The organism is Shewanella aegiceratis, assembly GCF_019457495.1.
GTDB lineage: Bacteria > Pseudomonadota > Gammaproteobacteria > Enterobacterales > Shewanellaceae > Shewanella > Shewanella loihica.
Genome location: NZ_CP080416.1, coordinates 4256163 through 4272514, shown reverse-complemented (window position 1 = coordinate 4272514; position 16352 = coordinate 4256163). Strand labels below are relative to the sequence as shown.

At 55.5% G+C, this 16352-nt stretch carries 15 protein-coding genes; 6 read left to right on the top strand and 9 right to left on the bottom strand.

Annotation, left to right across the window (positions count from 1 at the left end):
• Positions 1–15: 15 nt before the first annotated feature.
• On the bottom strand, positions 16–795 hold the full coding sequence (gene bioH, locus K0H80_RS18600; protein WP_220072562.1) for a pimeloyl-ACP methyl ester esterase BioH: 780 nt from the start codon (positions 793–795) through the stop codon (positions 16–18).
• A 31-nt stretch (positions 796–826) separates the two neighbouring features.
• Here bioH and K0H80_RS18595 point away from each other — a divergent pair, with 31 nt between their 5' ends.
• Positions 827–1585 (top strand): ComFC family protein, encoded by a 759-nt coding sequence (locus K0H80_RS18595; protein WP_220072561.1) that lies wholly within the window; start codon positions 827–829, stop codon positions 1583–1585.
• Here K0H80_RS18595 and K0H80_RS18590 read toward each other — a convergent pair.
• From K0H80_RS18590 to hslR, 8 genes are all read right to left on the bottom strand, one after another.
• A complete protein-coding gene (locus K0H80_RS18590) occupies positions 1579–2061 on the bottom strand; it encodes an MgtC/SapB family protein (protein WP_011867422.1) in 483 nt (160 codons plus the stop codon). The two genes, K0H80_RS18595 and K0H80_RS18590, sit on opposite strands and share 7 nt — an antisense overlap.
• A gap of 149 nt (positions 2062–2210) precedes the next feature.
• The gene (locus K0H80_RS18585; protein WP_011867421.1) at positions 2211–2408 is read right to left on the bottom strand and encodes a helix-turn-helix transcriptional regulator; all 198 of its coding nucleotides are present in this window, start codon (positions 2406–2408) and stop codon (positions 2211–2213) included.
• Positions 2405–2830, bottom strand: a complete 426-nt coding sequence (locus K0H80_RS18580; protein WP_220072560.1) for a hypothetical protein — start codon at positions 2828–2830, stop codon at positions 2405–2407. The genes K0H80_RS18585 and K0H80_RS18580 overlap by 4 nt, the downstream gene beginning before the upstream one ends.
• A gap of 302 nt (positions 2831–3132) precedes the next feature.
• On the bottom strand, positions 3133–4359 hold the full coding sequence (locus tag K0H80_RS18575; protein ID WP_220043635.1) for a dicarboxylate/amino acid:cation symporter: 1227 nt from the start codon (positions 4357–4359) through the stop codon (positions 3133–3135).
• A gap of 354 nt (positions 4360–4713) precedes the next feature.
• On the bottom strand, positions 4714–6519 hold the full coding sequence (locus K0H80_RS18570) for a hypothetical protein (RefSeq protein WP_220072559.1): 1806 nt from the start codon (positions 6517–6519) through the stop codon (positions 4714–4716).
• A 208-nt stretch (positions 6520–6727) separates the two neighbouring features.
• Positions 6728–8269, bottom strand: coding sequence for a phosphoenolpyruvate carboxykinase (locus tag K0H80_RS18565; RefSeq protein WP_220072558.1), 1542 nt, complete (start codon positions 8267–8269; stop codon positions 6728–6730).
• A 190-nt stretch (positions 8270–8459) separates the two neighbouring features.
• A complete protein-coding gene (gene hslO / locus K0H80_RS18560; RefSeq protein WP_144201420.1) occupies positions 8460–9320 on the bottom strand; it encodes an Hsp33 family molecular chaperone HslO in 861 nt (286 codons plus the stop codon).
• A gap of 13 nt (positions 9321–9333) precedes the next feature.
• On the bottom strand, positions 9334–9726 hold the full coding sequence (gene hslR / locus K0H80_RS18555; RefSeq protein ID WP_011867415.1) for a ribosome-associated heat shock protein Hsp15: 393 nt from the start codon (positions 9724–9726) through the stop codon (positions 9334–9336).
• 262 nt (positions 9727–9988) lie between these two features.
• Here hslR and gspC point away from each other — a divergent pair, with 262 nt between their 5' ends.
• The 5 genes from gspC to gspG all read left to right on the top strand — a co-directional run bounded on the left by gspC (position 9989) and on the right by gspG (position 16345).
• Positions 9989–10906 carry a type II secretion system protein GspC gene (gene gspC, locus K0H80_RS18550; protein WP_220043631.1) on the top strand — a complete coding sequence of 306 codons (918 nt, stop codon included), beginning with the start codon at positions 9989–9991 and terminating at the stop codon, positions 10904–10906.
• 22 nt (positions 10907–10928) lie between these two features.
• Positions 10929–13052, top strand: coding sequence for a type II secretion system secretin GspD (gene gspD, locus K0H80_RS18545; protein ID WP_220072557.1), 2124 nt, complete (start codon positions 10929–10931; stop codon positions 13050–13052).
• Positions 13045–14616 carry a type II secretion system ATPase GspE gene (gene gspE / locus K0H80_RS18540; protein ID WP_258406136.1) on the top strand — a complete coding sequence of 524 codons (1572 nt, stop codon included), beginning with the start codon at positions 13045–13047 and terminating at the stop codon, positions 14614–14616. The genes gspD and gspE overlap by 8 nt, the downstream gene beginning before the upstream one ends.
• A gap of 2 nt (positions 14617–14618) precedes the next feature.
• A complete protein-coding gene (gspF, locus tag K0H80_RS18535; protein WP_220043629.1) occupies positions 14619–15839 on the top strand; it encodes a type II secretion system inner membrane protein GspF in 1221 nt (406 codons plus the stop codon).
• Between the two features lie 71 nt (positions 15840–15910).
• Positions 15911–16345, top strand: a complete 435-nt coding sequence (gene gspG, locus K0H80_RS18530) for a type II secretion system major pseudopilin GspG (RefSeq protein WP_011867410.1) — start codon at positions 15911–15913, stop codon at positions 16343–16345.
• Positions 16346–16352: the final 7 nt, after the last annotated feature.

The window sequence follows — 16352 nt, the reverse complement described above, 5'->3', positions numbered from 1 at the left end:
TATAAATTAAAGTGATTATTCTTTAAGCGTCTGCAGCCAGGCTTCGACCCCTTGAACAAAGGCATCCCTGTGGGAGAAGAAGGGCGCATGGGAGGCCTTAGGCAGCACGAAATCCTCAAAGCGTGACTCGCAAACCGGCATCAGCGGCTGCACCCGGCGAGACACCAGACCGTCCAACCTTCCCCACACTCTGAGCCAGGGCACCTGTATCTCGCCAAGTTGGTCTCTGAGATCCACCTCCTTAAGCATCTGCAAGCCTGCTCGTAGCGCGTCTGCATCCGGTAGCGGCTTGGCCATCACCAAGTCCCTGAGCAGTTTGATATCCTGCTTGGCGGTCTCGCTCCCCATGGCCTGGATGGCCAGGAAGCGCTCTATCATCTTGCCGAGATCTTTCTCCAGCTGATTGCCAAACTGACCCAGAATTTGTGGTGGAATCCCCGGCCAGCCCTCGTCGTCCCGTGCCATGAAGCAGGGGGAGGAGGCTATGGTCAGCAGGGCATTTATGCGCTCTGGATAACGCAGGGCGGCGCGGGTGGCGACCAGTCCCCCTAGTGACCAACCGGCCCAGATAGCCCGCTTTGGCATCTGCGCCATGAGATGATCGACCCAGGCATCCAGGTCTCCCTCTATGGCCTGGCTATCGCCGAAGCCGGGCAGGTCGACTAACAGGAGTTGATGATCCTTAAGCGTGTGATGCAAGGGGGTAAAGACGGCGCTATTCACCCCCCAGCCGTGCAGCAGGACGATGGGGCGGCCTTGGCCTATAGTTTCAATATGCAAGCATTGCTGACTCACTAAGATGCCTCTGGATCGTAAGGTTAGTTAAATGGATAGAACTCATCTGCATTTATCGCGCTGGCAGTGGCTTGTGCAACTGCGGCGACTGCTGGCGGCTAGTCTACCCAATCGCTGTATGATCTGCCATCAAAGGGTGGTCTTGCCACAGCGAGGCATCTGCCTCACCTGCCTCGATGCCGGGCTCTATTCATCGCCGACTTGTCTGGGCTGTGGCCGAGCTATGCCTCAGCAGACCGCCTATTGCGGCGGCTGCATGACGAGCCAGCCCCTCAAGGTGGTGGCGCCTGCCAGTTATCATCAGGGGCTGGGGGAGACAGTGGCGGCAATCAAGTATCAGGGACAACTCGCCGGTCTGACTCCCTTGGTGCAGGCCCTGGTGAGGCGGATTCGGCTGTTGGCTGAGGCGGAGGTTATCAGCTTGCCTCAGGCCTTGTTACCTGTGCCCTTGCATCCACGCCGCCTGCGTGAGCGCGGCTTTAATCAGGCCTTTGTTATCGCCCATGAGCTTGGCCGGGCCCTCGAGTTGCCAGTGCTGCCCTATGCCCTTGAGCGGCTTAGCGATACGCCGCCCCAGGCGGGGCTGACGGGTGAGCAGCGACGGCGAAATCTCGCCGGCGCCTTTCGTTTGATTGACGAGTTCGATTTTCAGCGTGTCGCGCTGATCGACGATGTGGTGACCACAGGCACCACGGCCAAGGAGATCGCCAAGCTGCTCGAGGCGCGTTATATCCAGGTGCAGGTGTGGTGTCTGGCGCGCGCCGAGGCGCCCCACCTTATGGATCAATAGCCGTTACGGCGCCAGTTGCGATACTTGGTGTGTACGCCGCGGGTGAACAGCGAGGAGTATTCCTCTAGCAGATCGACGCCATAGAGGATGGCGACCACCAGCAGGGAGAGCTTGATCCCCACAAAGGGGTCGACCACGGCGATGCAGACACCAATCGCCGCCAGCGCCCAGATGGCCGCCGCCGAGGTGACGCCCACAACAACCCCTTCCTTGGCCAGCATGACGCCTGCCCCCAGAAAGCCGATGCCGGTCACCACCTGACCTATGATGCGCGAGGGATCCGATACCGAGGTCGCCACGGCCATGGAGGCGGTGATGAAGATATAAGTGCCCAGCACGATCAGCGATGAGGTACGTATCCCCACGGGTTTGCCCCTGAGTTGGCGTTCCAGCCCTATGATGAGGCCGCAGAGCACGGCGCAGCCGAGTTCGCGCCAGCGAAAGGGATCGATAGCAACCCAAGCATCAAGATTCATGGTGTGGTCCTAATTTACTAAGTCTGGTGCAGAGGGCTTACGGGCGGGATGACGTCTTGGGCTATTCTGCGGGTCAATTTTCGGCGAGTGTCGATCTAAAAGGCCCCTGAGTCAATAGGGGCCATGGGATATATTAGTAGGCCTGAGGCCTAAGCCTCATCCTCCTCGAAGATCGCCTCTATGGGCAGCTGAAACAGCCGGGCGATCTTAAAGGCCAGTGGCAGGCTGGGATCATACTTGCCCTTCTCGATGGCATTAATGGTCTGGCGTGATACATCCAGCAGGCCTGCCAGGTCGGCCTGAGTCCAGTTGCGCTCGGCGCGCAGGGGTTTTAGACGGTTCTTCATCTGTAGCTCAGTCTCCCGAAGATGATCCCCAGCATATAGGTGAGCGCCAGTAGCACCACCAGATAGGCCGCCTTGAGATCCGGTAGCAAGTCTGCCAGATCCAGAATCGAGTAGAGGGAGAAGCCTATGATGCTGACGCCGACGGCCAAGGCCAGGGCATCTAGCTGTATCTTGCGCTCCATCTCGTCGAGTTGGCGCAGAAATCGTTTGAAGGCCAACAGCATCCAGATGCCGATGGCACCATGGAGGATGAAGCAGCTTACCACGACCCAGGTGGTGGCCAGATAGCCTTGGTGGGCAAGGAAGGAGGTGCCGCCCAGGCTGAGTGCCCACAGCAGGGCGAGTAGGTTCACCCGGTTGGCATTTTGAATATCCCTTGACGGTAGCCCTCTGGAGCAGATGGCGTCGATGATCTGTTTCATGTGCAGTTCCTCTCGTTTGCTAAAAATGTCAAACACCCTTTACATAACAAGTTAGGCTAAAAAAGAATCAGGGTCAAGCATGCTTTACATAAAGTTTAGTTTGTTTGACTTTTAAAGCGGTAGGAAATGTCGCTGAGACTGGACTCGCTTGGGGAGAAAGCATTAAGCCAATGCGCATTTGAACAGGTGATAGTGAGGGCCGATGGTTGAAAGTCGATAGCTGGAAGCAGGAGGTCGATAGTTGGTCGCAGGAAAAAGATAGCCAGGTGCCAATGGCACCCAGCCAAGAGATTATTGGCCCGTTATTCGGCCTTGGTGTATTTATCCAAGATCACCGCGCAGGCCGCATCGCCAGTGATGTTGAGCGAGGTGCGGATCATGTCAAACACTCTGTCCAGGGCGAATAGTAGCGGCAGGCCATCGATAGGGATACCCGCGGCCAGCAGCACGGCCACCACCAGGAAGGAGGGGCCTGGTACGCCGGCTTGGCCTATGGCGCCCAGGGTCGAGGTGAAGATGATTGCCATGTAGGCGCCCAGGCTGAGATCTATGCCGTACATCTGGGCAAAGAAGATGGCCACCAGGCCGTAGTAGATGGCGTTACCGCTCATGTTGATGGTGGCGCCTAGGGGCAGCACGAAGGAGGCGGTGGGTTTAGAGACGCCCAGCTCCTCCTCACAGGTTTCCATGTTCACCGGTAGGGTGGCCATTGAGGAGGCGGTAGAAAGTGCCATCACCTGAGGCTTCTTCATGACGCTGATGAACTTCTTGGCGCTGACGTTGGAGAACAGCTGCACCAGCAGCGGGAAGAAGAGGAAGCCAAACAGCAAGATGCCGAGGACAAACACGGCGAACAGCTTAAAGACCACCTCTAATGCGTCGAAGCCGAAGGTGCCCACAGAATCGGCCATCAGGCCAAATACCCCGATAGGCGCGATCACCATGACACAGTTGATCATCCACACGAAGGCGTCGACTATGGTGTTGAGCGCCGCCAGGATCGGCTTGCTGCCTTCTCCCTTCACCTTGGTGAGGGCGATGCCGAAGAAGATGCTAAAGACCAAGATCTGTAGGATATTGCCGCCGGTCAGCGACTCGAACACATTGGTGGGGATCATACCGATAAAGGTATCCATCACGCCGGGCAGGGCGCCATGCTCTTCGGTCACCTTCATCAGGCCGCTGGCGCTGTGGGCGGTGAAATCGACGCCGTTACCGGGCTGGAACAGTGAGCCCAGCAGGAGTGCCAAGGCGACGGCCACGCCCGAGGTGATGATGAAGAAGCCGAAGGTGCCTATGCCTATCTTCCCCGCAGAGGGGCTGTCACCCAGGCTGGCGGCGCCCGAGATGATGGAGACCAGCACCAAAGGGATAACCAGCATCTTGATCAGGTGGATGAATATGGTGCCCAGCGGTGCAAACATGCTGGCCTGCTCACCCATGATAAAACCGACGGCGGCGCCGATAATCATGGCGATCACCACCTGCACCCCGATATTGCCTAATAGCCTACTTGTCTTGGTTTTCACCTTTGCCTCGTCTTGTCGTCAGTTATGCTTTTGAAATGAGTATAGTCTTGCAGGCGCGCAGCGTAGCACGGGCGAGGAGAAGAGTCTGTGAATTAAGGCTTGCCCTGAGGATAAAGCCCAAGTACTGAACATAAGTGCTTAACATAAGCACTGAGTATAAGTATCGGGCCTAAGTATTTGGTGCGAGCGGCGGGCTTTGTGGAGAGTTGAGTCGCTTTTGTTGGTAAAACGGCTTGTCTTGGCTGGGCTGTTGGGGAAAAGAAAGAGGATGGCATTCACCATCCTCTTTTTATGTAGCTGACTCGTATGGCTTGCTCTCGCTTAGCAGTAAGCTCTAATGCGTCCGGCTTAAGGCTATTGTCCCTTGACGATCGCCTCCAGGTGTTTGTAGAAGCGTTGGTTGAAGTTGTCTTCATTGCCGTCGAAGCTGATGCTGAGGTAATCGCCGAGCTTGCCGCTGTAGTCGGTGGCCTCGTAGATACTGACTTCGATGAGCTTATCGCCTTGGATCAGATAGTTATCGACAGAGACAAATTCGGCATAGGCAGCTGGCAGGTCTATCTGCTTCAGACGCAGAACAGGCTCATCGCTTGGGCTGGTGCTCAGCGACCATTGATAAGTCGTGACCTCTCCTGTGATGTTGAGCTTGATGGTTTTGTTCTCTTCATCGACCACTACATCGTCTGGGTAGAAGGCTGGCCAGAAGAGGCGAGCGACATCCGCCGTGGTCAAGAGCTCTGGATCTTGATGGCTCGGCATGGGCCAGGTGGCGAACTCACCCCGTACACGGCACATCACGTCATCAGCCTGTTTTCCACGGTAGCGGTACACCTGGCTTGGCCAGTTGAGTTCGGCCAGCTTGAGTGCCGGTGGCGTGGTGCTGAGAATGGCCTGCCACTCCTCTCCAGTGCCTGAGTATTTAGTGAATTCGATTGTGATGGGTACCGAGGTGCCACTGTACACAGTCTGGAGTGTGTTGTTTTCGTACTTAATTTCGGGCGGCTGATAGTCTTTGTCGCCTTCGATAACCCAATGTTTTAACTCCTGATTCCAACATTCCTCAGGTGTATCAGTTCCGTCGCGATCATCGAATATCCGACCATTGATTTTGCCCTCGACGATTGAACCTACGAAGGTGAGATCGGGCGTGCCATAAGTGAGGGTAAAGAGGCTCCGTAGTGTGGCGGGGGCCAGGGTGAAGTTGCTATGCAGCTGGTCGTCCTCAAGGAAGTGGCTGTTGATCACCTGCCAGTCGGCGTCCGACATGATCTTCGCATCTATGGGGGTCTCGATATACTCTTCGGCGATCAGCGCATTGTTGACCAGGAAGCGCACCGCCATGGGGTCGCTGGCTAAATAATCCTCGGTGCTCATGCCACTCTCTTCTACCAGGGTCTTTAGCTGGTCTCGGATGGTTGACATGATGTCATCCACGGCCAGCACATCGCTGAGCTGCTCGCCGATCAAAGCTTCGAGATGACGATGCAGTCGGTAGGTGTCGATAAATTCAGGGCTGAGGGATTGCTCGGCGCTCAGTTTATAGGGATTGCCGTCGCGCTCGTAGATATTCAGTAATAGAGCGGCGAGCAGAGTGCGCTGGGTTGCGATATCAAGGGAGGTGGTGCCGGCGGCGCGCATGCGGGCGACGCGCTGATACTCCAGATGAGTCATAGGGTTGATCTCACCGCCGTGTTCCTGCAGGGCGACCAACTTACCGACTCCCTCCATGGAGATCACGGCCTGGGTGCTAGCGGATTCGGCTGCCGTACTTGAGGCATTGGCATTGAATGCATCGGCGCGGAAAGCCGCTTTGAGCAGGGCTGGCTTGCTGCTGGCCTCTGCTGCCTGTTGCCAGTTGGCGATCAGATCATAGACGGGCATCTCGATATCGCTGCTCCAGTCTACCTGGTATTTACCCTCGGCATCTGCAATGGCGCTGGGCTCATCGCTATCACAGCTGGCATTTTGGTTGAGATCCACACAGACCTCGGCGCCGGCTATCGCGCCTTGGTACACCACAGCGCCGACAACACTATGGTCGAAACTCGTGGGGGGCGGCGTGCCGCCGTCGGTTGGGGTATCTGAATCGTTATTGGAGCCGCCGCAGGCACTGAGTAGACAGGTACCGAGCAGCAGAGAGCTAAGGTGAGTTAAACGCATATTTGTGTCCTTACAAATATTAACAATGAAAAGGACCCGACATCGACAACTTAGCCGAGGTCCAATACGGCTGAAAGGACATTATCTATGGCTTTGATTAAATTACCATTACCCGATCGGGTAGGTTGGAAGGCGGGGCTTGCTGAGCGTTAGGCAATAAAAAATGGCCCCGAAGGGCCATTTTAAATATTGTCATCAGACGCAGGGCTTAAGCCTTAGGGCCAGCCTGTTTGATGGCGTCAGATACGTCGTACTTAGTGAAGTTGGCGGCAAACTCTTCGGCCAGCTGCTGAGCATACTTGTCGTACTCTGCCTTATCGGCCCAGGTGTTGACCGGGTTAAGCAGCTTGGCATCCACGCCGGTCACAGCCACAGGCACGTCCAGGTTTAGCTTGTCGATGTGAACCGTTTCTACGTCTTTTAGCTCACCGCTGACGATGGCATCGACGATGGCGCGGGTCGTTGGGATATCGAAACGCTTACCTACGCCGTGTGGACCACCGGTCCAGCCTGTGTTGACCAGGTAAACCTGGCTACCGAATGACTCGATACGCTTCATCAGCAACTCGGCGTAAACGCCTGCCGGACGCGGGAAGAAAGGTGCGCCGAAACAGGTCGAGAAGGTCGACTGAATTGCAGAGGTCGAGCCCATCTCGGTCGAACCCACCTTAGCCGTGTAACCTGAGAGGAAGTGGTAGGCCGCCTGCTCTTTGCTGAGTTTAGACACAGGTGGCAGCACGCCAGACACGTCACAGGTAAGGAAGACGACGGCATTTGGCTCGGCGCCACGGTTCTCTTCCTTACGCTGAGCGATGTGCTCCAGTGGGTAGGCCGCGCGGCTGTTCTCGGTCAGCTCTGTGTTGCTGTAGTCAGGGATGCGTTGCTCGTCCAGAGTGACGTTTTCCAGTACGGTACCGAAACGGATCGCGTCCCAGATAACTGGCTCGTTCTTCTGGCTCAGATCGATACACTTGGCGTAGCAGCCGCCTTCGATATTGAATACGCCGCCCGGTGCCCAGCCATGCTCGTCGTCGCCGATAAGGAAACGCTTAGGATCTGCTGATAGGGTAGTCTTGCCCGTGCCTGACAGGCCGAAGAATAGGGTAGTATCGCCTTCGCTGCCGACGTTGGCCGAACAGTGCATTGGCAGCACGCCTTTGGCGGGTAGCAGGAAGTTCTGCACAGAGAACATAGACTTCTTCATCTCGCCGGCGTACTTCAGGCCAGCCAGCAGTACCTTGCGATCGGCAAAGTTGATGATGACGGTGGCGTCAGAGTTGGTGCCATCGCGGGCAGGATCGCACTGGAAACCCGGTGCGTTCATGATCTGCCATACAGGCTTGTTGGCGACGTTAAACTGCTCAGGTACGATAAACAGGTTGCGGGCAAAGAGCTGATGCCAGGCGGTTTCAGTTTTAACTTCAATGGGTTGGTAGTGCTCAGGGTCGGCACCCACTTCCAGCTCAGAAACGAAGGTTTCTTTGTCGGCCAGGTAGGTTGCGACGCGATCCCATAGGGCGTTAAAGGCATCCATGGCGAACGGCTTGTTGACCGAACCCCAATCGATATCATTTTCGCTGCTCGCTTCTTTCACGATAAAGCGGTCGTTCGGTGAACGTCCGGTACGCTCGCCGGTTTTTGCCACTAATGCACCATTCGCCGTTAGCTCTCCTTCGCCGCGTGCGAGTGCAAACTCAACTAGTTGTGCCGTAGAGGGATTTTTATGAGTTTGCTTAGATCCATCCGCCATCTGTAAGGTCTCCATCATTCGAGTAGGGTTGGCCGGTCTGTGCCAGCTTGTTTTTGTTTTATCTGCATGATAGGCAGAGGCCCGATTGTAACTTAAGCGGAATTGAATGTGTGAGGAAGATCGCGAAAATCGTGAAAAAAAGAGGATGTGCACAGGCATCCTCTATTAATCATGAATTTAAGCCGATGATTTACTGCTGGGTATCGGCCTTGGGGGCGTTTTTGAATAGTGCCTCGATATCGATAGAATCGAAGCTGTAGCTGCTGTTGCAGTATTCGCAGCCCATCTCGATCTTGCCCTGTTCGGCCAGGATGGCGTCCAGCTCCTCTTTGGCTACCGTCTTCAGTGCCTGACCGCTACGCTCGCGTGAGCAGGTACAGGAGAAGGTGACCTCGATAGGATCGAACAGGCGAACCTCTTCCTGGTGATACAGACGGTGCAATACTTCTGTTGCCTCGAGCTCAAATAGCTCTTCGGCCTTGATGGTGCTGGTCAGTTGCTCGAGATGTTCGAACTCTTCGTTGTGCTCGTCCTCACCCGGTAGAACCTGAAGCAACATGCCGGCAGCCTGCTTGCCGTTAGCAAACAGGCGGATGGCGGTAGGCAGCTGCTCAGATTGCAGGAAGTATTGCTCTAGGCATTCGGCCAGAGTTTCCTTCTCCAGCGCCACGACGCCTTGATAACGCTCACCGTTATTCGGGGTCAGGGTGATCACCATGTGTCCCTGGCCCATCAGCTGTTGCAGGCTGGCCTCTTTGGCGACTTCGCCTTCCCAGCGCGCGACACCGCGCAGCTGCTGCAGATTGTTGCCATTGATCACCGCCAGGGATACCGGGCCGTTGCCCTGTACCTGGACGCTGATGTCGCCATCAAATTTCAGTGTGGCGGTGAGTAAAGAGGTGGCCGCCATCAGCTCGCCCAGCAGACGGGCAATGGCCTCAGGGTAGGTGTGGGCCGACAAGATCTCTTGATAGCTCTTCTCTAGCTGTACGATTTGTCCGCGTACATCGGCGTTGTCGAATAGGTAACGGTTTAAGATATCTTTACTCATTTGTGTCTCACAGTTAGCTTTCTTTAAAGCGTATTAGTTGGCGACGCTGTTTCTTGTCTGGCTTGGTATCCGGCGCGGGATTGTTGAGCACATTCAAGCGTCTTGCTTCGGCATAGGTCTCGCGTTTGGCTATGCTTTCTGGCGTCTCTTCATATAAGGTTTGGGCGACCACCGCCTTCTGGCGCTGCTCGGATAATTTTTTTATGACGATCTCTTTTTCGTCATATCCTTGTCGTAATCTAATCACGGCGTCGACTTCGGCCAGCTTGCTCGACTTAGTGCGCTGGCCATTGTAGTGCACCTTACCGCCGTTGATCATCTCTTTGGCGATTGCACGCGTCTTATAGAAGCGGGCGGCCCACAGCCACTTGTCGAGCCGAACGCCAAGCTCTTTCTCTGAGGTCATGGTGATCAGGTCTCCTTAGGTGTATAAAGATGTGCAAGCTCACAGGCTGAAAAAATAGTCCATACTTGTCGTTAGCCAACAGATGAGATAGCGACAGACCTCACACCCTTTTTAGGCGCGTAAAGTTAGCATAAATCGGCTCTATAGGCCAATAAAGAGACTGTTATGGGCTTGTTGCGATTAGCTGTGTAGGTTAGCATGAGCCACAGCTAGGAAATTATCATAATCAGATTAGAGGCCTGCAAAGAGGGTCCACAATAATATGGATTTATTAGACAAAGTAATATCTAAGGCCTCTGCCGTGCCGCAGAAGCCTCTGAGTTCGGCCGTATTCTGGCTCGGTTTGATTACCGCTATCTATCTTTTGGCGCAGATCACATGGAAGTTGGTGCCCGTCGCAGAAACCCCACAAAAATGGCAGGCGACCCCTGTCTCCAGCAGCCAGTCATCGTCTCAGGTGAATGTCTCTACGCTGCAGGAATTAGCCCTCTTCGGTAAGGCGGATCCTAATTCGGATAAGCCTAAGCCCGTGGTGGAAGAGAAGATCACCGATGCCCCTAAGACCTCGCTGTCGATTCAGTTGACTGGCGTTGTGGCCTCTACTGCAGAGCAGCATGGGCTGGCTGTGATCGAATCCAGCGGCAGCCAGAACACCTATAGCCTGGGCGACAAGATCAAGGGCACCTCGGCCTCGCTTAAAGAGGTGTATGCCGATCGCATCATCATCTCCAACAGTGGTCGCTACGAGACACTGATGCTCGACGGCCTCAAGTATGAGACCCAAGGCGCCGCCAATAGCCAGTTGCAAGAGGCGCGTTCCTCTCGCGATGTACGCACCATAGACAAACGTAGCAACAGCGCCGTCTCTAAAGAGCTGGAAGAGTCGCGCGACGCTCTGCTGGAAGACCCCAGCAAGATCACAGATTACCTTGCCATCTCACCGGTCAATGTCGGCGGCGAGCTGCAGGGGTATCGCCTGAATCCGGGCAAGGACAGACAATTATTTGAACAGGCTGGCTTTAAGGCCAACGATTTAGCAAAATCAATGAACGGCTATGATCTGACTGATATGAGCCAAGCATTGGAAGTGATGGCGCAGTTGCCAGAATTGACCGAAATTTCTCTGATGGTTGAAAGAGAGGGTCAGCTGGTTGAGATCATGTTTAGTTTGCCGCAATAAAAAGGGTTAGGGGAAGTCATTAATGAACAACAAGAAAATACGCCGCAATCTTATCGCGAGCGTCGTGATGGGCGCCTCGCTGTTAGCGCCACAAGTGGCGTGGTCGGAACAATACGCGGCTAATTTCAAGGGCACTGACATTCAGGAATTTATCAACATAGTTGGCAAGAACCTGAACCGGACTATCATCGTCGACCCTACTGTACGCGGCAAGATCAACGTACGCAGTTACGATCTGCTTAACGACGAGCAGTACTATCAATTTTTCCTTAACGTGTTGCAGGTCTATGGCTACGCCGTAGTCGAGATGGACAACAACATCATCAAGGTGATCAAGGACAAAGACGCCAAGACCTCGGCGATCCGCGTTGCCGACGACAGCACCCCTGGCCTTGGCGATGAGATGGTGACCCGCATCGTCGCGCTCTATAACACAGAGGCCAAACAGCTTGCCCCATTATTACGTCAGCTAAACGACAACGCTGGTGGTGGTAACGTGGTCAACTATGACCCGTCGAACGTATTGATGATCTCCGGCCGTGCGGCCGTGGTGAACAAGCTGGTGGAAATTGTCCGCCGCGTTGATAAGCAGGGTGATACCGAGGTACAGGTTGTGCCGCTGGAATACGCCTCTGCTGGCGAGATGGTGCGCATTATCGACACCCTTTATCGCGCCAGCGCCAACCAATCCCAGCTGCCTGGTCAGGCGCCTAAGGTGGTTGCCGACGAGCGTACCAACGCCGTAATCGTCAGCGGTGATGAGAAGAGTCGTCAGCGCGTGGTGGCCCTGATTAAGAAGTTAGATGCCGAGCAGGCGACCACAGGTAATACCAAGGTGCGTTACTTGCGTTATGCCAAGGCCGAAGACTTAGTGGAAGTGCTGACCGGCTTTGCCGAGAAGCTGGCCAAAGATCAGGAGGGCGGTCAGGCCCAGGGTGGTCGCAGCAAGCGCCGCAACGAAATTAACATCATGGCTCACCCAGACACCAACGCCCTTGTGATCAGCGCCGAGCCGGACCAGATGCGCACCCTTGAGAGTGTCATCAACCAGCTGGATATTCGCCGCGCGCAAGTATTGGTGGAAGCCATTATCGTCGAGGTCGCCGAGGGTGACGATGTCGGTTTTGGTGTGCAGTGGGCCACAGAGGCCGGTGGCGGTACTCAGTTTAATAACCTAGGCCCCACCATCGGCGAGATCGGTGCCGGTATCTGGCAGGCACAAGATCAGAAAGCATCGCAAACATGTTCGGGGGCAGGTGATAATCAGACCTGTACCAAGAATCCGGATACCAAAGGTGACATCACCCTGCTAGCCCAGGCGCTGGGCAAGGTCAACGGTATGGCCTGGGGCGTAGCCATGGGTGACTTCGGCGCCCTGATCCAGGCGGTATCGAGCGATACCAAGTCGAACGTGCTGGCAACCCCTTCTATCACTACTCTAGATAACCAGGAAGCCTCCTTCATCGTGGGTGATGAGGTGCCTGTGCTGACAGGTAGCCAAAACTCCAGCAATGGTAACAGCAACCCCTTCCAGACGGTTGAGCGTAAGGAAGTGGGCGTGAAGTTAAAGGTTGTGCCACAGATCAACGAAGGCACCACGGTTAAGCTCACCATCGAACAGGAAGTCTCAGGCATCAATGGTAAGACTGGGGTCGACGTGACCTTCGCCACTCGTCGTCTGACCACTACCGTGATGGCCGATTCAGGCCAGATCGTGGTGCTCGGTGGTCTGATCAATGAAGAGGTGCAGGAGAGCGTGCAGAAGGTGCCTTTCCTCGGTGACATCCCTATTTTAGGTCACCTGTTTAAGTCCTCTTCTAGCGGTAAGAAGAAGAAAAACCTCATGGTCTTCATCAAGCCGACCATCATACGCGATGGCGTGACCATGGAAGGCATTGCCGGTCGTAAGTACAACTACTTCCGTGCCCTGCAGCTCGAGCAGCAGGAACGTGGCGTGAACCTGATGCCAAATACCAGTGTGCCTATCCTGGAAGAGTGGAATCAGGCAGAGTACCTGCCGCCTGAAGTTAACGAAGTACTGCAGCGTTATAAGGATCGCAAGGGGTTAGATACCAAGATGCGTGAAACCGATCCAGCGCTGAAACAGATCAACGAAAACAAGCAGCAAGATAAGCAAGATGAGTGATATCCAAGCCGCGCAAAACGAGGAACTGGCCCAGGTAACGAGTGAACTCGGGCTAGCCTCGGAGGCCGAATCCGATGAGGTATTTCACTCAAGCAGCCGGGATCGTCTGCCCTTCGCCTTCGCCCACAGATTCGAGTTGGTGCTGGAGAAGGACGACGAAGCCGGATTAACCCTGTACCACACCGCCAACACGCCTATCGACGCTATGTTGGAGGTGCGCCGTTACACAGGAAAAGAGCTGGCACTGGCGCAGCTGGAGCCCTCTGTGTTCGAGGCCAAGCTGACTCAGGTCTATCAGGCCAACTCTTCCGAGGCGCAGCAGCTGATGGAAGATATCGGCAACGAGATGGATCTGTTTACCCTGGCCGAGGAGCTGCCACAGACAGAGGATCTGCTTGAGGGTGACGACGATGCACCTATCATCAAGCTGATCAACGCGCTCCTGTCCGAGGCGATCAAAGAGGAAGCCTCGGATATCCATATCGAGACCTACGAGAAGCAGCTGGTGGTGCGTTTCCGCGTCGACGGTGTGCTCAAAGAAGTACTCAAGCCCAATCGTAAGCTCTCCTCGCTGCTAGTCTCGCGTATCAAGGTAATGGCGCGTCTGGATATCGCCGAGAAGCGGGTGCCGCAAGATGGCCGCATCTCGCTGCGTATCGCCGGTCGTGCGGTGGACGTGCGTGTTTCGACCATGCCTTCCAGCCACGGCGAGCGAGTGGTGCTGCGTCTGCTGGATAAGAATGCCGGCAACCTGGATCTTAAACAGCTGGGGATGACAGATGAGATACGTCATCAGTTCGACGAGCTGATTCGCAAGCCCCACGGCATCATCCTGGTCACAGGCCCTACGGGCTCGGGTAAGAGTACCACCCTGTATGCGGGTCTGACCGAGATCAACGCCATCGACACTAACATACTGACCGTCGAAGACCCGATTGAATATGAACTGCCTGGCATAGGCCAGACCCAGGTCAATACCAAGGTCGACATGACCTTCGCCCGTGGTCTGAGGGCCATACTGCGTCAAGACCCTGACGTGGTGATGATAGGTGAGATCCGTGACCTGGAAACTGCGCAGATCGCGGTTCAGGCCTCGCTAACGGGTCACCTGGTTATCTCTACCCTGCATACCAATACCGCCTCGGGCGCTATCACGCGTCTGCAGGACATGGGCGTCGAGCCTTTCCTAGTTTCCTCGAGTCTGCTCGGGGTGCTGGCGCAGCGCCTGATCCGTACCCTGTGCCCTAGTTGTAAGACAGAGCATACGCCGGACCTGCGTGAGCGCGAGCTACTCGGGATCAGCGAAGACGATCCGCGCACCATCTACCGGGCGACCGGCTGTTCGGCCTGTGGCCACAATGGCTACCGTGGCCGTACCGGTATCCACGAGCTGCTGCTGGTAGACGACTATGTACGCGAGTTGATCCACACGGGGCGTGGCGAGCTGGCCATCGAGAAGCATATTCGTAAGACGGTACCTAGCATTCGCCATGACGGCATGATCAAAGTCCTCGCCGGGGTGACTACGCTGGAAGAAGTGCTGCGCGTCACTCGTGAGGAGTAGCCATGCCAGCATTTGAGTACAAGGCGTTAAACGCCCAGGGCAAACAGCAGAAAGGGGTTGTCGAGGCCGACACGGCTCGTCATGCCAGGGGGCAACTGCGCGAGCTGCGTCTAATGCCATTGGAGATCACTCCCGTGGTCGAGAAGGAAGCCAAGGCAAAGAGCGGCGGTTTCAGCTTCAAGCGCGGCATCTCGGTCGCCGAGCTGGCACTGATCACCCGGCAGATCGCCACCCTGGTGGCGGCCGGCCTGCCGGTGGAAGAGGCCCTCAAGGCCGTGGGGCAGCAGTGTGAAAAGGATCGTCTCGCCAGCATGGTGATGGCGGTGCGCTCTCGCGTGGTTGAGGGTTACAGCCTGGCCGATTCCATGGCCGAATTTCCCCATATCTTCGACGATCTCTACCGGGCCATGGTTGCCTCGGGTGAGAAATCGGGCCATCTCGAGGTAGTGCTCAACCGCCTCGCCGACTATACCGAGCGTCGTCAGCAGCTCAAGGGCAAGATGACCCAGGCGATGATCTATCCCATCGTTTTGACCCTGGTCGCCATCAGCGTGATCGCCATCCTGCTGGCCGCCGTGGTGCCTCAGGTGGTGGGTCAGTTCGAACATATGGGTCAGGAACTGCCCTGGACGACACAGTTTTTGATCGCCTCATCGGATTTTGTTCGCGACTATGGCCTGATCGTTATAGGCGTCATCATCGCCTTAGTGGTGGGTGCCAAGCAGCTGCTGCGCAGCGCGGCCAACCGGATGAAGTACGATAGCGCAATATTAAAGATGCCGGTTGTCGGCCGGGTGAGTAAGGGCTTGAATACGGCGCGTTTTGCACGCACCCTGAGTATCCTTACCGCCAGTTCGGTTCCTCTGCTCGATGCCATGCGTATCGCCAGCGAGGTATTGATGAATGTCCGGGTACGGGCGGCGGTCGAAGAGGCTACCGCCAGGGTACGTGAAGGTACTAGCCTGGGCGCGGCGCTTGCCAATACTAAACTTTTTCCCCCAATGATGCTCTATATGATCACCTCGGGTGAAAAGAGTGGTCAGCTGGAGCAGATGCTTGAGCGCGCCGCCGACAACCAAGACAGAGAATTTGAGTCTAACGTCAACATCGCCCTTGGGGTGTTCGAGCCCATGCTGGTGGTCAGCATGGCGGCCGTGGTGCTGTTTATCGTCCTGGCGATTTTGCAGCCGATCTTAGAACTCAACAACATGATTAGTGGTTAACGCCCAAGCGTTTATCACCAACTGCCGTCCTAGCCGCAGATGTTAGGGCATTTTTTATAGAGGAAGTATTAATGCAAGCAAGAAACAAGCAAAAAGGTTTTACCCTACTGGAAGTTATGGTGGTTATCGTTATCTTAGGGATCCTTGCTTCTATGGTTGTGCCTAACCTTATGGGCAACAAAGATAAAGCCGACATCCAAAAGGCGGTATCTGACATTGTTGCACTGGAAAATGCCTTGGACATGTATCGTCTGGACAACAGCGTCTATCCGACAACAGAGCAGGGCCTCGAAGCCCTGGTACAGAAGCCGACTATCTCACCCGAGCCGCGCAACTACCGCGCAGACGGTTATGTGAAGCGTCTGCCACAGGACCCATGGCGTAACGATTACCTGCTACTGAGCCCAGGCGAGCAGGGTAAGATCGACATCTTCAGTGCCGGTCCTGACGGTCAGCCGGGTACCGAAGACGATATCGGTAACTGGAATCTGCAAGATTTCCAATAAGCCTTAA